The following is a 20,143-nucleotide window of genomic DNA, read 5'->3' on the forward strand; positions in this document are numbered from 1 at the left end:
CCATAGCCGAGCATCGAGCCCGGCCGAAAGATCTCCCTCCTTCTCCACAGATCTTCCCCACACCCTGTGGACAAAGAATGGAAATCCCCAGCAGCCTGTGGATAACTTTCGGCCGGACGACCCCCGAGAGGCCCACGAAGGCCCCGCCGGAGCCCCGGCGGCGATGATCAACTCCGGTTCTCCACAGGCGCGATGACCCGGGGGAGGGACGCGGCGAATTTGGTTGACCGTCCCCCCTTTCTCCCCTTTACGGAATTTCCTCGCTTTACCCCCGAAGCGGACAAAGGACACCATAAAGTCCGTAAGTTGTCGCGGCCGATGCCCGCTCCCCGGTAACCTGGTCGCGTGATTGACCTTCGTCTGCTTCGTGAGGACCCCGACCGTGTGCGCGCCTCGCAGCGCGCCCGTGGAGAGGACGTCGCGCTCGTCGACTCCCTCCTCTCCGCCGACGAGCGGCGCAGGTCGTCCAGTACCCGCTTCGACGAGCTGCGCGCCGAGCAGAAGCAGCTCGGCAAGCTGATCCCGAAGGCGCAGGGCGAGGAGAAGGCCGAGCTGCTCAAGCGGACCGGCGAGCTGTCGGCCGCCGTCAAGGCCGCGGACGCCGAGCAGCACGAGGCGGCGGAAGAGGCCCAGCGGCTCCTGCTCCAGCTCGGCAACCTCGTCCACCCGGACGCGCCGATCGGCGGCGAGGAGGACTTCGTCGTCCTCGAACAGCACGGCGCGCCGCGCGACTTCGCAGCCGAGGGCTTCACCCCCAAGGACCACCTGGAGCTGGGCGAACTGCTCGGCGCCATCGACGTCGACCGCGGTGCCAAGGTGTCCGGCTCGCGCTTCTACTACCTGACCGGTGTCGGCGCCCTGCTCGAACTGGCCCTGGTCAACGCGGCCGTCGCGCAGGCCACCGCCGCCGGTTTCACGCCCGTCCTGACCCCGACCCTGGTCAAGCCGTCCGCGATGGCGGGCACCGGTTACCTCGGCCAGGTCGAGGACGACGTCTACTACCTGGAGAAGGACGACCTGTACCTGGTCGGCACCTCCGAGGTCCCGCTCGCCGCGTACCACATGGACGAGATCATCGACGCGGGCAAGCTGCCGCTGCGCTACGCCGGTTTCTCGCCCTGCTACCGGCGCGAGGCGGGCTCGTACGGCAAGGACACCCGCGGCATCATCCGCGTCCACCAGTTCGACAAGGTGGAGATGTTCGTCTACACCACGCCGGAGGACGCGGAGGCCGAGCACCAGCGGCTGCTGGCCTGGGAGAAGCAGTGGCTGTCCGCGCTCGAGCTGCCGTTCCAGGTGATCGAGCTGGCCTCGGGCGACCTGGGCTCCTCGGCGTCGCGGAAGTTCGACTGCGAGGCGTGGATCCCGACGCAGGGCAAGTACCGCGAGCTGACCTCGACGTCGAACACGACCGAGTACCAGTCCCGCCGCCTGTCGATCCGGCTGCGTGACGAGAAGGGCACCCGGCCGCTGGCCACGCTGAACGGCACGCTGTGCGCGGTGCCGCGGACGATCGTGGCGATCTTGGAGAACCACCAGCTCGCGGACGGTTCCGTACGGGTGCCGGAAGTGCTGCGGCCGTACCTGGGCGGCCGGGAGTTGCTGGAGCCCGTCACGTCCAGCGCCAAGTGAGCGAGTCGGAGGCCGGGGCCCTCGCCGGTACAGGACCGGGTGCGGGGGCCGCGGACAGAGCCGAAGCCGTGACTGGCGCCGAAGCCGGTACCGTCACCGGAGCCGCGGACAGAGCCATGGACAGGGCCGCGCACAGGGCCCCGGCCGCCGACGCGACCGACGCGGCGCGGCTTCCGTACCGGATGGTCGCCACCGACCTGGACGGGACGCTGCTGCGCGGCGACAACACCGTCTCGCGGGTGACGAGGGACGCGCTCGCCGCGACGGTGGCGGCGGGCGCGGTGCACATCATCGTCACCGGCCGCTCGGTGCCGTGGACCCGGCACGTACTGGACGACCTCGGTTACGAGGGCCTGGCGGTCTGCGGCCAGGGCGCGCAGCTCTACGACGCGGGCGCGCACCGGCTGCTGACCTCGGTCACCCTCGACCGGCAGCTCGCCGGGCTCGCGCTGGCCAAGATCGAGGCCGAGGTGGGCCCGCTGTTCCTCGCGGCCAGCCGCGACGGCCTGGCCGGCGACGTCCTGATCGGCGAGGGGTACCGGTACAACCCCGAGCTGCCGGTCATCCTCATGTCGGACCCGGCCGAGCTGTGGTCCGCGCCCATCAACAAGCTGTACATACAGCACCCGGAGCTGGGGGACGACGGTCTGGCGCGGGCCGCCCGCGAGGTGGCCGGTGACCTGGTGGGCGTGACGATGGCGGGCGAGGGCATCGTGGAGCTGCTGCCGCTCGGCCTCACCAAGGCGACCGGGCTCTCGCTGGCCGCGCGGCGGCTCGGCGTGACGGCCGCCGAGACGATCGCCTTCGGTGACATGCCCAACGACCTGCCGATGTTCGCCTGGGCGGGGTACGGCGTGGCGATGGCCAACGCCCATCCGGAGCTGCGGCGGGTCGCCGACGAGGTGACGCTGTCGAACGACGAGGACGGCATCGCGGTGGTGCTGGAACGGCTCTTCGGGCCGTTCTGAACGGCCCGCCCGGGTGTGCTGGAGGCCGGGTCGGGGCGGGGTCGGGGCGGGGTCGCGGCGCTCAGGCGGTCTTCTCGCGGGCGCGCCCCGGCGGCGTGATCGCGTAACAGCTCAGGCCGATCAGCGCGGCCGTGAAGTGGCCGAGGTCGGTGTAGGTCGCGTCGCCGAGCAGCGGATAGCCGAAGAAGCCCAGCACGCCGAGGAGATATCCCCAGCGCCAGGGGCGCGGCACCAGATACGTGAGGACGCCGACGATGCCCGCGAGGCCGTAGCTGACCCCGATGTCCACGGTGTGCGCGAGGGAGCGCGGCAGCCGCTGGTCCCTGATGCCGAACATGACGGCCTTCTCGCTGACGAGCGTCGCGCCGATGTGCGCGGTCGCGACGACGACCAGCCAGCGCCAGGTGCCGAGCCAGCGTTCGGCCGGGGCGTGGATCAGCTCGAAGAGGAAGAAGTAGAGGACGAGGCCCGAGGGCGTCTCTATCCACAGGGCGCTGGCGAACAGCACCCGCAGCGGGTGCTGCCGCAGCTGGACCAGGTTGGTGCTGACGTGGTGCAGCAGATACGAGCGGACGTGCGGCGACACGACGGCGACGATGCCGCTGGTGATGATCAGGATCAGCAGCCAGATGTGGGTGCCGGGCGAGGCACGTATCCACTGCGCGGCGAAGCGCCGCGCGTCACTCGGGGTGACGCGGCGGCGCTCGCGGGCGGCGGTGGAGGACTCGTGAGCCGGGGCCATCGCGACCAGTCTTCACCGATCACAGCCGGGCTGCGACTCGCTCCCTTCCATTGACACCGCATTCACAGCTTGCGCCGCCGTCACACCGTGTTCCCGTTCCCGCGGGTGGTCTTTTCCCTGTGGGTGCCTCGGCCCCGGTCCCTTCCCAGCGGGTGCCTCGGCCCCGGTCCCTTCCCTGCGGGTGACGTACCCCGGTCCCTACTCCTCACCCGCGAGCTTGAGGGTGCGCAGCTTGTGTCCGGCGAACCAGGTGGTGCCGACGGTGACCACCGCGAGCAGCACGATCGCGGTCGGCAGACCGACGTCGGAGCTGACGATGCCGCCGTGGCCCAGCTTCTGCGCGACCGCGAGCGACCACTGCTGGACGCTGAGGGTCCTGGCGCCCGGCACCACATTGCCGATGACGGACTCCCAGACCAGGGCGTAGACCAGGCCGACGATCACCGCGTGCCGGGTGAGGACGCCGAGCATCAGGAAGATCGCCGCGTAGGCGACGGACGCGACGGCGGCGGCGACCCCAAAGGCGACCGCGACGTTCTGCCCGTTGCCGTTGAGGATGAATCCGGCGAGCAGGGTGGGGATGGCGGAGAAGGCGGCGACCACGCCTATCGCCACGATGAGCTTGGTGGACACGATCGTGGACCGTCTGATCGGCTTGGCCAGCAGGTAGACGATCGCGCCGTCGTCGATCTCCGGGCCGATGGCGCCGGTGCCGGCGATGACGCCGACCAGCGGGACCATCGCGCTGAGCGCGAAGCCCTGGAGGATGTCGTTGGCGGTGGAGTCGTCCGCGCCGGTCAGCGCGCGGACCGCGACGGAGATGATCAGCAGCAGCATCGGCAGCGCGAAGAGCAGCAGGGCGCGGCGGCGGCCGAGCAGCGCGCGGTAGGTGAGCCGGGCCACGGTGGGGTGGAACACGGCGGGCCCTGAGCGGGCGGGGGCCGCGGCCCTGCCGCTCGGCGGCGCGGGGGTCTGTGTGGCGGACATCTGTGTCGGCTCCTTATGCCGTGACCAGGTAGGAGAAGACGCTCTCCAGGGACTCGTCGGACGGCGAGACGGTGAAGAGCCGGATGCCGTGGTCGCGGGCGATCCGGGGCAGGAATTCGGTGAATCCGGCGAAGTCGATGGCCTGGACGCGCAGCGCCTTCTCCGACCAGTCCAGCTCGATCGCGGCGGTGGACGCGTGCGCGATCAGCACGGACGCGAGCAGCCGGTCGTCGCTCGACCGTACGAGATAGCGGTGCGGGCGGTCGGTCATCAGGCGGCGGATCTTGCGGAAGTCGCCGGAGGCCGCGTGGCGCCCCGCCACCACGACCTCGATGTGGTGGGCGAGCTGCTCGACCTCCTCCAGGATGTGCGAGGAGAACAGGACGGTCCTGCCCTCGGTGCCCATCCGCCGCAGCAGCTCCATCAGGTGCAGCCGCTGCCGGGGGTCCATGCCGTTGAACGGCTCGTCGAGCAGCAGCACCGACGGGTCGTGGACCAGCGCGGACGCCATCTTGGCGCGCTGCCGCATGCCCTTGCTGTACGTGTCGATCTGCCGGTCCTGGGCGTACTCCATCTCGACCGTGGCGAGCGCCCGCCGGGCGGCGGCGTCCGGGTCGGGCAGGCCGTGCAGCTCCGCGTTGGCGACCACGAACTCGCGGGCGGTGAGGAAGTCGTACATCGCCTCGCGCTCGGGCACGATGCCGATCTCGCGGTACGACTGCTCATTGCGCCAGATGGGCGTCCCGTCGAGGGTGACGGCGCCGGTGGAAGGGGCCAGGAAGCCCGCCATCATGTTGATGAGGGTGGATTTTCCGGCGCCGTTGGGGCCGAGCAGGCCGGTGACACCGGGGCCGATCGTCATGGTGATGTCGTTGACCGCCACCACGTTGCCGAACCAGCGCGAGACGTTGTCGATGCTGATCGTCGTCACGAGAGACCGACCTTCTGGTAGCGGCGCATCAGGAGGCCGAAGCTGCCGGTGATGATGGTGAGGACGGCCAGGAGGTAGACGATGCCGGCCAGCGCGTCCGGCGGTCCCGAGGCGTGCGGGAAGGCCGAGCTCGCGCCGAGGAACCAGGTCTGGAAGCCGTCGATCAGCGTGATCGGCGAGAAGAGGCCGAGCCACCCGATCACCTCGTAGTTCTCCTGCACGGAGGCGACGCCCTGGACGCTGGAGACCGCGCCGTAGGTGATGACGAACACCGCGATGATCGCGGCGACGCCGAAACCGCGGCGCGGGGTGATCGCGGCGATGACGAGCGCGATGCCCGCGAAGAGCAGCGACAGCAGGAGTACGGACACCAGACCCTTCGCGAACCCGGCGGTCTGGGTGCCGAAGCTGAGCTTCGCCAGCAGCGCGCCGATGTAGAGGATGAGCAGGGGCAGCGCGGTCAGCAGAAACAGCGCCGTGGCGAGCGCCGCGTATTTGGCGGCCACGTAGTCGACGCGCTCGATGGGCCGCGAGAAGTACAGCGGCGTGGTCTTGAACCGCAGGTCGCGGGAGACCGACTGCGGGGCCTGCGAGGCGACGAAGAGGGTGATGACCGCCTGGAGGATCACCGCGTAACGGGTGTAGTCGACCGGCAGCTTCGTCATGTTGGTGAAGATCGCGACCGCCACCATGATCAGCGCGGGCGCGCACATCGCGGCGAGCAGGATCATCGGCAGCACCTTGGACTTCGCGCTGCGGCCGAGGCCGTACGCGCCGCGCAGGCTCTGGCTGAAGAGGGAGCGCCGGGCGTAGGCGCGGCCGAGGCGCGGGCCGGTGTACTTGCGGTAACCGATGTTGTGGATGACGTCGGGGGCGGTGCCGGTGCCCGGGGGGCCGGGGTTCGGCGTGCCGGGCGTCACCGTGTCAGGCTGCGTCACGGCCTTCTCCTTCCTTGGTCAGGGTCGCGGTGTCCGGGGTGTTCGGGGTGCTCTTGCCGGGCGGGGTGCTCGTGTCGTGCGAAGTGCTCTTGTCGTGCGAAGTGCTCTTGTCGGGCCGGGTGCCGGGGTCGTGCGGGGTGCTCGTGCCCCCGGGGTCGTGCGGGGGGTCGGGGTCCGGGCGGTCGGGGTCGTCCGGGTCGTCGTACGTCAGGTCCTCGTCGTCCGTGAACAGCTCGGCGATGCGGTGGCGGCGCTGCTCCATGCGCACCAGGCCGACCCCGAGAGCGGCGACGGCGTCGCGGACGGTGTCGTACGTCGCGTCGTCCGCTATGTCGACGTGCAGCAGGTGGCCCTTGGTCTGGGCGGTGAGCCCGGCGCCGGTCAGCGCGGCCAGCAGCTCCTTCTCACGGTCGGTGACCTCGACCGCGAGCGACGCCGTGGCCTGCGTGAAGTCGCTGGTGGAGGAGGCGCGCAGCAGTGTGCCGCCGTCGATGACGACGATGTGGTCGCTGGTGCGCTCCAGCTCGCCGAGCAGGTGCGAGGTGACCAGCACCGAGATGCCGAAGTCGGTGTGCACGCGGCGGATCAGGCCCAGCATCTCGTCGCGGCCCGCCGGGTCGAGGCCGTTGGTCGGCTCGTCGAGCAGGACGAGCTGCGGGTCGTGGACCAGCGCCTGCGCGAGCTTGACGCGCTGCTTCATGCCCGTCGAGTAGCCGCCCATCGGGCGGTACCGCTCCTCGTAGAGGCCGACGTGGCGCAGCGTGTCGGCGGTCCGCTCGCGCGCGGCGGTCGGCGGCAGCCCCGACATCCGGGCCATGTGGACGACGAATTCGGTCGCCGAGACGTCGGGCGGCAGGCAGTCGTGCTCGGGCATGTAGCCGACGAGGCCGCGGATCTCGGCGCCGTTGGTGGCCACGTCGAGTCCGAGCACGGCGGCACGACCCTCGGTCGCCGGGGACAGTCCCAGCAGGATCTTGATCAGGGTCGATTTCCCGGCGCCGTTGGCACCCACCAGCCCGGTCACACCGGGGGTGATGTCGACGGTCAGCCGGTCAAGAGCGGTCACCCTCGGGTACCGCTTGCTCAGGCTTTCGGTAGCGATCACAGTCACGTGTCCGACCGTAGTGGCGGGCGAGACAGTCCCGCGTCCGTCCCGAGGATCGGATCCGCCGCGATCGGGGTACTCCTGCGGGCTGACCACCCGTAGGGGTCGGGGGGTTTCTGGGAGTTATCCACAGGGGGTCGCGGGGCTCTTGACCTTGCCACGAGCCGATGTCACATTGATTGCTGTCAGCTTTCGAATGTCGGCGCGGGGTCTGGGGTGAGCGGCCATGGGCGAGGGGTGGGACGGCGGGCGCGACGGGTTCCGTGAGGTCGACGGGCTCGACGGGTTCCGTGAGGTGCAGCGGCTGGCGTACGCGTGCGCGGAGGCGGTCGCGGCGGAGCTGCGGCCGGGGATGACCGAGCGGGACGCGGCGCACGCGATGCGGGTGTGGGCGCGGGAGCGCGGGGTCCGCGACTGGTTCCATCTGCCCTTCGCCTGGTTCGGCGACCGTACGGCCTTCACCGGCTTCAAGGTGCCGCTCCAGTTCTTCCCGACCGGGCGGCGGCTCGAACCCGGCATGCCGTTCATCCTCGACCTGGCCCCTGTATACGCGGGCTGTACCGCCGACGTCGGCTACTCCGGTTCGCTCGGCCCCAATCCGGTGCAGGAACGGCTGATGGCGGATCTGCGCGAGCACCGCGAGCTGATCCTGCGCGGGGTGCGCGAGCGGCGCCCGCTGCGCACCGTCTACCAGGACGTCGACCGGCTGATGGTCAGGCAGGGGTACGCCAACCGGCATCGCGCGTATCCCTTCGGCGTGATCGCCCACAAGGTCGACCGGGTGCGCGAGCGCCGCTGGTCGCCGCGGATCGCCGGATTCGGCACGCGGAGCCTGAAGGGGCTGGCCTCCGACGCCCTGCACGGACACCGCGAGGGCTGGTCACCGCTGTGGAGTCCGCGCCGCATGTCCGACCACCCCCCATACCCCGGTCTGTGGGCGGTGGAGCCACATGTGGGATTCCGCGGCACCGGCGCGAAGTTCGAGGAGATCCTCGTGGTCACGGAGACCGACGCCTACTGGCTGGACGACGACCTGCCGCACGTCAGGCGCTGGCGGGAGACGGACGCGGACACGAGGACGGGATCGATGTCGAGGTCACGGATGGGGACGGGCACGGAATCGGGTTCGGGGACGGGGACGGGGGTGGCGGCGTGACGCGGGACCAGTGGGAAGAGCGGGACGACCGGGACGAGGGCGCGGGTCCGGGCGAGGGCGGCGGCGAGAGCCCGGGCGAAGCGGTACGGGACGGGGAGGTGCGGGACGGGGCGGCCGACGCGGCGGCGCGGGAGAGGTTCGTGACCGGGGGCGGCGGCGTACGGCTGTGCGTCGCCGAGTACGGGGACGCGGCGCTGCCGACGGTGGTGCTGGTGCACGGCTACCCGGACAGCAAAGAGGTGTGGTCGGAGGTGGCCGGCCTGCTCGCCGACCGCTTCCACGTGGTGCTCTACGACGTGCGCGGGCACGGCAGGTCGAGCGCCCCGGCGCGGCTCAAGGGCGGCTTCACGCTGGAGAAGCTCACCGAGGACTTCCTGGCGGTGGCGGACGCGGTCAGCCCGGACCGCCCGGTGCACCTGGTCGGGCACGACTGGGGTTCGGTGCAGGGCTGGGAATTCGTCACGGTCGGCGGGACCGAGGGCCGGATCTCCTCCTTCACCTCGATCTCGGGCCCGTCGCTCGACCACTTCGGCCACTGGATCAAGCGCCGGGTGCGCCGCCCCACCCCGCGCCGGGTCGCCCAAGTGGTCGGCCAGGGGGCCAAGTCCTGGTACGTGTACGCGCTGCACACCCCCGTGCTGCCGGAGCTGGCCTGGCGCGGAGCGCTCGGCAAGCAGTGGCCCAAGCTGCTCTCCCGCGCCGAGAAGCTGCCGTCCGACGGCTACCCGACCGCCTCGCTCCCCGAGGACGCGGCGCACGGCGCCTGGCTGTACCGGGACAACGTCCGCCGCAGGCTGGGCAGTCCGCGCACCGACGCGTACGCCCATGTCCCCGTGCAGCTCATCACGCCGACCGGCGACGCCTTCCTGTCGCAGCGGCTCTACGACGACCTGGAGCAGTGGGTGCCCCGGCTGACCCGGCGCACCGTGGCCGCCAAGCACTGGGTGCCGCGCTCGCGGCCCGAGCAACTGTCGCGCTGGATCGGCGAGTTCGTCACGGCGCACGAGTACGGCGGCCCCGCCGTCCCGGCCGCGACCTCGACCGTCACCGGGGCGGGCGGGACGGTGCTCGGGAAGGCGGAGACCGGTGCCAAGGAGCGGTTCGGCGGCCAACTGGTGCTGGTCACCGGCGCGGCCAGCGGCATCGGCCGGGCCACCGCCTTCGCCTTCGCGGAGGCGGGCGCGCGGATCGTCGCGGTGGACCGGGACGCGGAAGGCGCCGCCAGAACCGCCGAGTTGGCCCGGCTGATCGGCGCGCCCGACGCGTGGCCCGAGACCGTCGACGTGTCGGACGCCGAGGCGATGGAGGAACTGGCCGAGCGCACGGCCGGCCTCCACGGCGTCCCCGACGTGGTGGTGAACAACGCGGGGATCGGTCTGGCGGGCGCCTTCCTCGACACCACACCCGAGGACTGGAAGCAGGTGCTCGACGTCAATCTGTGGGGCGTCATCCACGGCTGCCGCCTGTTCGGCCGGCAGATGGTGGAGCGCGGCCAGGGCGGTCACATCGTCAACACCGCGTCGGCCGCCGCCTTCCAGCCGTCCCGCTCCCTGCCCGCGTACAGCACGTCGAAGGCGGCGGTGCTGATGCTCAGCGAGTGCCTGCGGGCGGAGTTGGCGCCGCACGGCATCGGGGTGAGCGCGATCTGCCCGGGGCTGGTCAACACGCCCATCACCCGCAGCGCGCGGTTCGCGGGGGTCGGCGAGGAGGAGCAGGAGCGGCGCAGGGCGCGGTCCGCCCGGCTCTACGGGCTGCGCAACTACCCGCCGGAGAAGGTCGCCCGCGCGATCGTCCGGGCGGTGGAGCGCGACTCCGCGGTCGTCCCGGTCACGCCGGAGGCCCGCGGGGCGCGGCTGCTGTCCCGGCTCTCCCCCAAGACGCTGCGGGCGCTGGCCCGCGTGGACCCGCCGCTGTAGCCCCGCCGCCGGCTCACCACCGGCACCGGGCCGGCAGCACTGATCCCCACACCGATCCCCACACCGGCCTCGACACCGACACCGATCCCCACGCCGACACCGCCGATCTTCTCCGAAGGAGGACGCACCGCCATGAGTTACGCGATCAAGCCGCGCCGGGTCACGTTCGACTGGAAGCAGACCCCTCTGCACTGGATTCCGGGCGAGCCGACCGCGACGCACGTCATCAATGTGCTGCATCTGCTGCTGCCCGCGGGGGAGCGGTGGTTCGTGAAGGTGTTCAAGGAGGCGCTCCCCTACGTCAGCGACGAGCAACTGCTCAAGGACGTCAAGGGGTTCATGGGCCAGGAGGCCACCCACAGCGTGCAGCACGCGTATGTACTGGAGCACCTGGCCGAGCAGAATCTCGACACCAGCGGCTACACCAAGCACGTGGAGTGGATGTTCGACGTGCTGCTCGGCGAGAAGCCGCCGTGGGGCGCGCCGGTCACCCGGCGCGAGTGGCTGCGGTTCCGGCTGTCGCTGATCGCGGCGATCGAGCACTTCACCGCCGTCCTCGGCGACTGGATCCTGGACGCCGACGCGCTGGACGAGGTGGACACCGACGAGGTGATGCTGGACCTGCTGCGCTGGCACGGCGCGGAGGAGGTCGAGCACCGGGCGGTCGCGTTCGACATGTACCAGCACGTCGGCGGGGGCGGCGCGGGGCGGTATCTGCGGCGCGCGGAGGGCATGGCGTTCGCGTGGCCGACGCTGTTCTATCTGTGGGTGGTCGGGGCCCGCTACCTGATGCGGCACGACCCGGGGCTGGTCAAGGGCAAGTACCTGTTCAGGAACCACCGCGCCGCCGCCCGCCGCGGCCTGCTGCCGTCCTGGGCCGCGCTCAACGGGGCGATGCCCAGGTACCTGCGCCGGTCGTACCATCCGTCACAGGAGGGGTCGCTGAGCAAGGCCGTCGAGTATCTGGCCATGTCCCCCGCGGCCAGGGCCAGCGAAAGACCGGCGGGCCGCACCGCGGCCTCCTGACCACCGAGGAGTACGGAGGAGTGTGGGCGTGACCACCGCCGCCGAGCAGCGCGCGTACCGGATCGAGGACCTGTCCCATCTGAGCGGGACGACGGTCCGTACGATCCGCGCCTACACCGACCGCGGGCTGCTCCCGAAGCCGGAGCGCCGCGGCCGGGCCAATGTGTACGACGACACGCATCTGGCCCGGCTACGGCAGATCGCCGATCTCCTGGAGCGCGGCTACACGCTGGCCAGCATCAAGGAGCTGCTGGCGGCGTGGGACGCGGGCACCGGCCTCGGCGGAGTGCTCGGCCTGGTCGGGGAGGTGGACCGGCCGTGGTCGGACGAGACGCCCGCGCGCATCAGCCTGGCCGAGCTGATCGAGGCGTTCGGCGGGACGGCGGATCTGACGGCCGTCGAGGAGGGCCTGCAACTGGGCATCCTGGAGCCGGTGCCGGGCAGCGACGAGGAATTCCTCGTACCGAGCCCCCAGGAGCTGGCGGTCGCCGCGGAGCTGCACGCCGCCGGTGTGCCGCTGCCCGCGATCACCGGCCATCTGCGGGAGCTGCGGGTCCAGGTCGAGCACATCTCGGAGCGGTTCCTGGAGTTCACCACGGAGTACGTCTTCGAGCGGTTCCTGCGCCACCCGCCGACCGACGAGGAGGCCGAGGAGGCGGCGGCCCTGGTCCGGCGGCTGCGCCCGCTGGCCCAGCAGACCGTGGACGCGGAGCTGGCACGCGCCATGCGGATGCTCGCCACCGAGCACGTACGCCGTCACCTCGGCGACGCCGTGCTCCCCGCGCCGCCGCCGCGCCCGGCCGCCGAGCCGCCCTCGCACGTCCCGGTGCCCCTCCCGGCGGCCACGGTCGCCGCGGTCCGGGAGCTGGTCGGGCCCGATCACGTACCGGAGTTCGTGACGGCCGCCGCCGACCGGGAGATCGCGGCCCGCCGCATGGACGCCCTGACCGACCGGCGCCCCGACGACCCGGCGCGCTGACGACCTTGCACACTGACCACCCGGCGCGCGGATCAGGCCAGTTGGGCGGGGGCCTCCAGGGCGATCCGCTCGAAGGCGGCGGGGTCGGTGTCGAAGTCGCTGTCGGGGATGGGCCAGTGGATGACCATCTCGTCGATTCCAGCCTCCGCGTGGCGGCCGGCGAAGTCCACGAAGGCGTCCACCGACTCCAGCGGGCGCCCCTGGTCAGGGGTGAAGCCGGTCAGCATCACCTTCGGCACCTTCAGCACGTCCCGCCCGGCCTGCGCGCACGCCGCGCCCAGCCGTTCCACCTGCCCGCGTACCGCCGCCAGCGACTCCTCCGGCGTCCCCGTCTCGTACAGCGCCGGGTCCCCCGTCGTCACCCACGCCTGCCCGTACCGCGCGGCCAGCCGCATCCCCCGCGGTCCCGTCGCCGCCACCGCGAACGGAATCCTCGGCCGCTGCACGCACCCCGGAATCGTCCGCGCCTCGTGCGCCGAGTAGAACTCCCCCTCGTACGACACCTGGCCGTTCGTCAACAGCCGGTCCAGCAGCCGTACGAACTCCCCGAACCGGTCCGCCCGCTCCCGCGGCGACCACGGCTCCTGCCCCAGCGCCGTCGCGTCGAACCCGCTCCCCCCGGCGCCGATCCCCAGCGTCACCCGCCCCTCGCTCACGTCGTCGAGCGTCATCAAGTCCTTGGCGAGCGTGACCGGGTGCCGGAAATTCGGCGACGTCACCAGGGTGCCCAGGCGCATCCGGCCGGTGACCGCGGCGGCGGCGGTCAGCGTCGGCACCGCGCCGTACCACGGCTTGTCCCGGAAGCTCCGCCAGGACAGATGGTCATACGTATAGGCGGTCCCGAACCCCAGGTCCTCGGCCCGCCGCCACACCTCCCGCCCCTCGGCGGCCCAACGGTAGATCGGCAAAATCACAACACTCAAACGCAAGCTCATGCTCGGGAGCTTACGGCTGGCCGGAGCCACCCGACCCTCCCGCGTGCCTCGTAGCGGAGCACTTGGCAGGGCGGGTCTGCTACTCGTCGCTGCCCGACGGCCTCTGGGCATGTCGTCGTATCCAGTGGCCTCGGCGGCCGCGAGCCTCTTCCCTCGGGAGCGCCGACCCGCCGCTACCGGCGGGGTATCCGGAGCAGCAAGCGAAGGGTCTTGCGTGCGTCGCGGCGGCGGTGCGGGGTGCGGGCGCCCAGCGAGGTGAGTGCGGCGATCGCGATGGTCGTGGCGTGGGCGGCGCCGGTGAGGACGGCGATCAGGGGGATCAGGGACGAGTGCACGGCTGCCTCCGGGTGGTCGTTGGGCGGAGGCATCTTTCTCCGGTCCACGGCGGGTTTCCGGCAACGCGCGAGGGTGGGCGGGAAGCGCTAATAGTCTGGTCAACTGCGGTGAGCCGAGTTTTCCGGAGGCGTGTGTGGGCGGAACCCGATTACCGGGGACGGAGGACCTGGCGGGGCGGCTTCTGGCCGAAGTGGCGCGCCTCTACGCAGTGGCGGGCAGCCCTCCTCGGGAGGCGCTGGTGAGGCGGTGCACCGAGGCGCTCGGCGATCGTGTCAGTTTGTCCACGGTGAATCCCTGGCTGCTCGGGCAGAGCCTGCCCAAGTCCGGCTCGCCGGTCTTCCTCACGCTCGTGGGCGTGCTGCAGCAGATGGCCGCTGAGCGGGGCGCGCAGGTCACCAAGCGCAGCGAGGGCGCGTGGAGCCAACTGCTGAGGAATGCCAACGATCAGCGGGTGGCCGAGAAGCGCGGCGGTCGGCCCCGGAAGAAACCACCCGGCGCGCCCAGGAAGCCGGTGAGCCCCCGGACGCTGCCCGCAGACATCGCGGACTTCACCGGGCGCGATGCCCAGGTGAGCGAACTCCTCGGTTTACTCGAGCCGGGTGCTCCGGCGGAGGTTGTGCTCGTCGCCGCCGGCATGGCGGGTGTCGGCAAGACCACGCTGGCAGTTCACGTCGCCGACCGGGCCCGCCGGGCGGGCTGGTTTTCCGGCGGGGTGCTGTTCGTCGACCTGCTCGGCTTCAGCCCGGATGCCTCCCTCGACGCCGCTGGGGCCGCTGCGGTCTTGTTGCGCGATCTGGGTCGACGTGCGGCGCCGCCGCCGGCGAGGGAGCGGGCCGGGGCCTTGCGCTCCCTGCTCGCCGGACGGCCGCCGGTGCTGATGGTGCTGGACAACGCCGTGTCCGCGAAGCAGCTGACAGGACTGGTACCTCATCCTCCGCACCGGCTGCTCGTCACGTCCCGCGACACGCTTTCGGCGCTCCCGTCGGCCCGTGTCGTCCGGCTCGACTCGCTGTCCGAGCAGGAGTCGGTCCTGATGCTGGATCGTGCACTGCGCCAGGCGTGCCCCGCCGACAACCGGGTGACGGCCGAGCCCGGCGCAGCCCGCCGGATCGCCGAGCTGTGCGGTTTCCTGCCTCTGGCGCTGCGCATCACCGCCGCACAACTGCGCGACGACCCCTACCATTCACTCGCCGCCCAGGCCGAGGCCCTCTCCCAGGCGCACGCCCGGCTCGGCCTGCTCAGCTATGACGACGTGGATGCCGACGGCCGTCCGCTGGCCGTGCGCGCCGCGTTCGACCTGTCCTTCGACCGGCTCGCCGACGCATCCCAACGCGCTTTCCGACTGATCGGCGCCCTGCCCGGCCCGGACATCGGCCAGGAAACGGCCGCCATCGGTCTCGACCGCAGCGCCCAGGACACCTACCGCCTGCTGGCAGACCTGGTCCGGCGCCACCTGCTGCGCAGACGGCCGGACAGCCGCTGGGACACGCACGACCTCCTGCGCCTGTACGCGGCCGAACAGGTGGCGCCCGGGGAGTACGAGGCCGCTCTGGACCGGATGCTGCACCACTACAGGCGGCGCGTCCCGGCGACCTGCCGCAGTGTCTCCCGGGACACGGGCCGCGCGAAGGACCGGCGTCAGGCGGTCGAGTGGCTGGACACCGAACACCGCGCTGTCGCCGCGGTTGTGGTGGCAGCCTGCGAACACGGCCGGCGTCGCGAAGCGGTGCACCTGGCCAACGACATGTCGACGTACTGGGAGTTCCGCAGACTAGGCCGGGAGTGGACCGCCGCCGCCGAAGCGACCCTGGAGGCGGCACACAACCTGAGCGCGTACGAGTTCGCCATGGCGTCCTCGAACCTCGGCAACGCCTACCGGGCGGATCATCGGTCCGCCGAGGCGCTGCCCCACCTGGAACGCGCGGCGCTGCTCGCACCGAATGAGCTCGTCCGGGGCAGGGCGCTGCACAACCTGGGCCTCGTCCAGTTCCAGCTGGGCCGGTACCACGACGCCGCGTCCAACCACCGGGCCGACCTGGACATCTGCCGCTCCCAAGGAGACGAGCTGGGAGCGGTTCAGGCGCTCGTCGCCCTAGGCGACGCACAGCGCAAGCTCGGTCGGCACTCCGAGGCCGCCGACACATTGGTGACGGCGCTCTCCGTGCTGAGCACCAGTCGCCACGGTGCCCGCGGCAGCTACACCAACACACGGCAGGGCGCGCACGTGAACCTCGCGCTCATCCTCATGGACTGGAACGCGGTGACCTATGGAAACTGCGGTATCTGGCACTTGTGCCATGCCCTGCGGATCGCCCTCGAACGCGGGGACCGGGTCAGCCAGCTCATCATCCTGACCGATCTCGCCGCTCTCTATCTCGCCGTCTGTCCCAAGTGCTACGCCGAACCGGCCCTGGACTGCGCGATCCGCGCGCTCGCGCTGTCCGAAGACGGCGGCGACCCCGTCGTCGCGGCTGGCGCTCTGCTCACTCTGGGCCGTGCCCACCTCGTCCGGGGAGACACGGCAGCAGGTACTGCGGCGCTTCGGCAGGCGCAAGAGGCGTACGCGGCCCAGGGCCGACCCGAGGCAACCAAGATCCCGTCGCTTCTCCAGGAGACCGCAACCGAGCACATCACAGGCTGCCGGGGCGCGGACGTCACCCTATGGGAACGCGCCCTGCACGAATCGGTCCTGGACGGCCAATACGACGAACTGGAGCGCATGACCTTCTACGGGTTCCGGTATGTGGTGCGGCATTAGGTTGCTCTGTGCGGATCATCCGATCGTCGGTCCGGGTGTGCCCAGATGACGAATAGTCCAAGGTCAGCTCGTGATGCATGAACGCGGCTTGGCCGACGTCACCAGGGTGCCCAGGCGCATCCGGGCGGTGACCGCGGCGGCGGCGGTCAGCGTCGGCACCGCGCCGTACCACGGCTTGTCCCGGAAGCTCCGCCAGGACAGATGGTCATACGTACAGGCGGTCCCGAACCCCAGGCCGGGCGCGTCAGGGGGGCGGGGGCGGAGGGGTTCGTACCAGAGGGTGGACGGACTCTTGGTGCGGGGACGGGTCTGCTGTACAAATATGACCCATGAATCACGATCTTTTGGTGCGACGCCTGGTCATCGACCTGTGCCGACGCCCGGTTTCGTGTTGTCGCTGATCACGCGTCTCTGACGCCGCCCGCCGTTCGGTCCTCGACCCGGCGCGGCCCCTTTCCCGAACTTCGTTGAGCCCACCCCGTCGTGGGGCGTTCGGCTCTGCCCTTTTCCCCTTCTGCTCTCGCTCGGGGACAGTCGCCGCTGTCGCTTGACGTCGACCGCGCCTGCCCTGGCACCCCCATGGAGGCAGTCCGTTGTCCGCCACCTCACGCCTGCCAGAAGCCGGTCCCGCCGCGATATCCGACGATCCGACCGACCCGGCCGATCCGACCGATCCGCCGGGGCGCGGCCGTCCTCGCGCGAAGGGCGTCTGGGCGCGCGTACGCCGTCTCGCGCTGCCGCTCGGCTCGCTCCTGCTCTTCCTCGTGCTGTGGCAACTGCTGGCGGCGAGCGGGAAGTGGAGCGAGACGCTGGTGCCGCCCCCGGCCAAGGTGTGGGACGCGTTCATCGACGTGTCCACGACCCACGACGGGGTGCGGGGCTACAACGGCACCACTCTCATCGACCACTTGGCCATCAGCCTGCGCCGCATCGCGATCGGCGGCGGTATCGGCATCGCCCTCGGAGTGCTGTTCGGCCTGCTCATGGGCACGGTCGGCTGGGTGCGCTCGCTGTTCGAGCCCTGGATCACCTTCCTGCGGACGCTGCCGCCGCTGGCGTACTTCTCCCTGCTGATCATCTGGCTGGGCATCAACGAGGAACCGAAGATCACCCTGCTGGCCATCGCCGCCTTCCCGCCCGTGGCGGTGTCGACCACCGCGGCCGTCGCCGCCGCGCCGCGCGGCCTTGTCGAAGCGGCCCACGCGCTCGGCGGGTCGCGGTGGGACGTCATGCGGGACGTCATCGCCCCGTCGGCGCTGCCGGAGATCCTCACCGGCGTCCGGCTGGCGGTCGGGGTCACGTACTCCTCCCTCGTCGCCGCCGAGCTGGTCAACGGGCTGCCCGGCATCGGCGGCATGGTCAAGGACGCCGCCAACTACAACAACACGCCGGTGGTGCTCGTCGGCATCTTCACCATCGGCGTCTCGGGACTCGTCATCGACGGTCTGCTGCTGTGGCTGGAGCGCAGCGTCGTGCCGTGGCGCGGCCGTTCCTAGTTCCCGGCCGACCGCCCGCCCCCCCGTCCGTGGCCCGGTCCCTCGCAGCCAGCAGCCAGCAGCGAGCAGCCCGCGGCTTCGGGCCCCGTAACCCGCGACCCGCGGCCCGCAACCGGTACCCCGTACGCCCTTCGCCCCGCCCGTCCCCTCCTCGCACAGAAACGGCTCCCCATGTCTGCCTGGAAGCACCGAGTTCCCGTCGGCACCGCCGCCCAAGGACCCTCGCGCCGCCTGCTGCTCGGCGGTGCGCTGGCCGCCGCGGCCTCCGTCGCCCTCACCGCCTGCGGCTCGGACGGCGGCAGCTCGTCCGGCGGTTCCAAGCGGCTGCGCATCGGCTACTTCGCCTTCCCCAGCGGCGACTTGCTCGTGAAGAACCACAAGCTGCTGGAGAAGGCGCTGCCGGACTACAAGATCACCTGGATCAAGTTCGACTCGGGCGCCAGCGTCAACCAGGCGTTCCTGGGCAAGTCCCTCGACATCGGCGCCCTCGGCTCCAGCCCCTTCGCGCGCGGGATCTCCGGCTCCTCGCCGATCCCGTACAAGGCCGCGTTCATCCTCGATGTCGCGGGCGAGAACGAGGCGTTGGTGGCCCGCAAGAGCACCGGCATATCCGATGTGGCCGGTCTCAAGGGGAAGACGGTCGCGACGCCGTTCGCCTCCACCTCGCACTACAGCCTGCTGGCGGCGCTGGACGCGGCGGGCCTCAAGGCGTCGGACGTCAAGCTCGTCGACCTCCAGCCGCAGGCGATCCTCGCCGCGTGGCAGCGGGGGGACATCGACGCCGCGTATGTGTGGCTGCCGACCCTGGACGAACTGCGCAAGACCGGAACGCAGTTGATCAGCAGCAAGGAGATCAGCGCGGGCGGCAAGCCGACGCTGGACCTGGCCGTGGTCTCGGACGCGCTGATCGCCAAGGACCCGCACGCGATCGACGTGTGGCGCAAGGCGCAGGCGCAGGCGCTCGGGCTGCTCAAGTCCGACCCCGAGGGCACGGTCAAGGCCGTCTCCGCCGAGCTGAACATCAGCGCGGACGACGCCAGGAAGCAGCTCGCGCAGGGCGTGTTCCTCACCCCCGACGAGGTGGCCTCCGCCGCGTGGCTGGGTACGGAGGGGCAGCCGGGCAAGCTCGCGACGTATCTCACCGGCACCGCCCGGTTCCTGGCCGACCAGAAGCAGATCGACGCCGCGCCGTCCGAGGACGTCGTCGGCAAGGCGCTGTATCTGAAGGGGCTGCCCGATGTCCTCAAGTGAGACGGCGAGCGGGACCGTTGGCCGGACGGCCGACAAGACCACCGGGCCCGAGGCTGCCGCGGCTGCCGACGCCACGCGTGCCGACACCACCCGCTCCGACGCCAACCGCTCCGACACCGACCGTGCCGACGCCACACCCGCCGCCGGGGTCATCGCGCTCGACCGCGTCACCCACCGGTACGGCAAGGGCGAGGAGGCGGTGACGGCCGTGGGACCGGTCGATCTGACCGTGCCCGCGGGCGAGTTCCTGGTGCTCGTCGGCGCGTCCGGCTGCGGCAAGAGCACGCTGCTGCGGCTGATCGCCGGATTCGAGCGGCCCGCCCACGGCTCGGTACGGGTGTCGGGCGTCGAGCCGCTGCCCGGCAAGGCGGCCGGCGTGGTGTTCCAGCAGCCCCGGCTCTTCCCGTGGCGCACGGTGAAGGGCAACATCGACCTGGCCCTGCGCTACGCCGGGGTCGACCGGGATCAGTGGCCCCGGCGCCGTGCGGAACTCCTCGCGCGCGTCGGCCTGGAGGGCACCGAGAAGCGGCGGATCTGGGAGATCTCCGGCGGCCAGCAGCAGCGCGTCGCCATCGCCCGCGCCCTGGCCGCCGACCACCCGCTGTTCCTGCTGGACGAGCCGTTCGCGGCGCTCGACGCGCTGACCCGCGAACGGCTCCAGGAGGACGTACGCCTGGTGACCGCGCAGACCGGGCGGACCACCGTCTTCGTCACGCACTCGGCGGACGAGGCGGTCTTCCTCGGCACCCGCATCGTGGTGCTGACCAAGGGGCCGGGCACCGTGGCCCTCGACCTGCCGATCCCGCTGCCGCGCGGCGACATCGACGCCGACGCGCTGCGCGACAGCGAGGAATTCGCCGAGCTGCGCGCCCGGGTCGCGCACACCGTGAAGGCCGCGGCGGCCTGATCCCTGGTCCCCGGTCCTCACGACCGCTCCATCCACGACACCCGCGCTCCGTATCGACGACATCCGCGACATCCGCGATA

General features: G+C 71.4%; 17 protein-coding genes. 10 read left to right on the forward strand and 7 right to left on the reverse strand.

Annotated features, from left to right (window positions below):
- Positions 1-345: 345 nt before the first annotated feature.
- Both serS and ACIP4Z_RS05880 read left to right on the forward strand, forming a co-directional pair.
- Positions 346-1,632 carry a serine--tRNA ligase gene (gene serS, locus ACIP4Z_RS05875; RefSeq protein ID WP_355336600.1) on the forward strand — a complete coding sequence of 429 codons (1,287 nt, stop codon included), beginning with the start codon at positions 346-348 and terminating at the stop codon, positions 1,630-1,632.
- Positions 1,633-1,748: 116 nt separating this feature from the next.
- Positions 1,749-2,600 carry an HAD family hydrolase gene (locus ACIP4Z_RS05880; protein ID WP_401305382.1) on the forward strand — a complete coding sequence of 284 codons (852 nt, stop codon included), beginning with the start codon at positions 1,749-1,751 and terminating at the stop codon, positions 2,598-2,600.
- Positions 2,601-2,661: 61 nt separating this feature from the next.
- Here the strand turns inward: ACIP4Z_RS05880 and ACIP4Z_RS05885 are convergent, their stop codons facing one another.
- The 5 genes from ACIP4Z_RS05885 to ACIP4Z_RS05905 all read right to left on the reverse strand — a co-directional run bounded on the left by ACIP4Z_RS05885 (position 2,662) and on the right by ACIP4Z_RS05905 (position 7,303).
- Positions 2,662-3,342: a rhomboid-like protein gene (locus ACIP4Z_RS05885; protein WP_391158912.1), complete on the reverse strand. Its 681-nt coding sequence runs from the start codon at positions 3,340-3,342 to the stop codon at positions 2,662-2,664.
- A gap of 198 nt (positions 3,343-3,540) precedes the next feature.
- Positions 3,541-4,260, reverse strand: coding sequence for an ABC transporter permease subunit (locus ACIP4Z_RS05890; RefSeq protein ID WP_355336760.1), 720 nt, complete (start codon positions 4,258-4,260; stop codon positions 3,541-3,543).
- Between the two features lie 82 nt (positions 4,261-4,342).
- Positions 4,343-5,260 carry an ABC transporter ATP-binding protein gene (locus tag ACIP4Z_RS05895; protein WP_401305384.1) on the reverse strand — a complete coding sequence of 306 codons (918 nt, stop codon included), beginning with the start codon at positions 5,258-5,260 and terminating at the stop codon, positions 4,343-4,345.
- Positions 5,257-6,180 (reverse strand): ABC-2 transporter permease, encoded by a 924-nt coding sequence (locus tag ACIP4Z_RS05900; protein ID WP_355336761.1) that lies wholly within the window; start codon positions 6,178-6,180, stop codon positions 5,257-5,259. Before ACIP4Z_RS05900 ends, ACIP4Z_RS05895 begins: the two co-directional genes overlap by 4 nt.
- Positions 6,181-6,184: 4 nt before the next feature.
- Positions 6,185-7,303, reverse strand: coding sequence for an ABC transporter ATP-binding protein (locus tag ACIP4Z_RS05905; protein ID WP_401305996.1), 1,119 nt, complete (start codon positions 7,301-7,303; stop codon positions 6,185-6,187).
- A gap of 226 nt (positions 7,304-7,529) precedes the next feature.
- Between ACIP4Z_RS05905 and ACIP4Z_RS05910 the strand changes: the two genes are divergently transcribed.
- The 4 genes from ACIP4Z_RS05910 (at position 7,530) to ACIP4Z_RS05925 (ending at position 12,380) form a co-directional block, all read left to right on the forward strand.
- On the forward strand, positions 7,530-8,459 hold the full coding sequence (locus ACIP4Z_RS05910) for a M24 family metallopeptidase (RefSeq protein ID WP_401305386.1): 930 nt from the start codon (positions 7,530-7,532) through the stop codon (positions 8,457-8,459).
- A gap of 98 nt (positions 8,460-8,557) precedes the next feature.
- A complete protein-coding gene (locus tag ACIP4Z_RS05915) occupies positions 8,558-10,375 on the forward strand; it encodes an SDR family oxidoreductase (protein ID WP_401305998.1) in 1,818 nt (605 codons plus the stop codon).
- Between the two features lie 132 nt (positions 10,376-10,507).
- Positions 10,508-11,401 carry a metal-dependent hydrolase gene (locus tag ACIP4Z_RS05920; RefSeq protein WP_391042111.1) on the forward strand — a complete coding sequence of 298 codons (894 nt, stop codon included), beginning with the start codon at positions 10,508-10,510 and terminating at the stop codon, positions 11,399-11,401.
- Positions 11,402-11,429: 28 nt separating this feature from the next.
- Complete coding sequence (locus tag ACIP4Z_RS05925) at positions 11,430-12,380, forward strand: MerR family transcriptional regulator (RefSeq protein ID WP_391158902.1); 951 nt, start codon at positions 11,430-11,432, stop codon at positions 12,378-12,380.
- A gap of 32 nt (positions 12,381-12,412) precedes the next feature.
- Here the strand turns inward: ACIP4Z_RS05925 and ACIP4Z_RS05930 are convergent, their stop codons facing one another.
- Together ACIP4Z_RS05930 and ACIP4Z_RS05935 are read right to left on the reverse strand one after the other, a co-directional pair.
- On the reverse strand, positions 12,413-13,315 hold the full coding sequence (locus ACIP4Z_RS05930; protein ID WP_401305389.1) for an LLM class flavin-dependent oxidoreductase: 903 nt from the start codon (positions 13,313-13,315) through the stop codon (positions 12,413-12,415).
- A gap of 173 nt (positions 13,316-13,488) precedes the next feature.
- Entirely contained in the window at positions 13,489-13,683 is a 195-nt protein-coding gene (locus ACIP4Z_RS05935) for a hypothetical protein (RefSeq protein WP_401305391.1), read from the reverse strand.
- Between the two features lie 254 nt (positions 13,684-13,937).
- Between ACIP4Z_RS05935 and ACIP4Z_RS05940 the strand changes: the two genes are divergently transcribed.
- The 4 genes from ACIP4Z_RS05940 to ACIP4Z_RS05955 all read left to right on the forward strand — a co-directional run bounded on the left by ACIP4Z_RS05940 (position 13,938) and on the right by ACIP4Z_RS05955 (position 20,063).
- The gene (locus ACIP4Z_RS05940; protein ID WP_401305393.1) at positions 13,938-16,409 is read left to right on the forward strand and encodes a tetratricopeptide repeat protein; all 2,472 of its coding nucleotides are present in this window, start codon (positions 13,938-13,940) and stop codon (positions 16,407-16,409) included.
- 635 nt (positions 16,410-17,044) lie between these two features.
- Positions 17,045-17,905, forward strand: a complete 861-nt coding sequence (locus ACIP4Z_RS05945) for an ABC transporter permease (RefSeq protein WP_401306000.1) — start codon at positions 17,045-17,047, stop codon at positions 17,903-17,905.
- 171 nt (positions 17,906-18,076) lie between these two features.
- The gene (locus ACIP4Z_RS05950) at positions 18,077-19,156 is read left to right on the forward strand and encodes an ABC transporter substrate-binding protein (RefSeq protein WP_355336612.1); all 1,080 of its coding nucleotides are present in this window, start codon (positions 18,077-18,079) and stop codon (positions 19,154-19,156) included.
- Positions 19,157-19,307: 151 nt separating this feature from the next.
- Positions 19,308-20,063 carry an ATP-binding cassette domain-containing protein gene (locus tag ACIP4Z_RS05955; RefSeq protein ID WP_391043497.1) on the forward strand — a complete coding sequence of 252 codons (756 nt, stop codon included), beginning with the start codon at positions 19,308-19,310 and terminating at the stop codon, positions 20,061-20,063.
- The last annotated feature ends 80 nt before the right edge of the window (positions 20,064-20,143 follow it).

The organism is Streptomyces sp. NPDC088910, from assembly GCF_044749865.1.
In the GTDB taxonomy this organism is placed as follows: domain Bacteria; phylum Actinomycetota; class Actinomycetes; order Streptomycetales; family Streptomycetaceae; genus Actinacidiphila.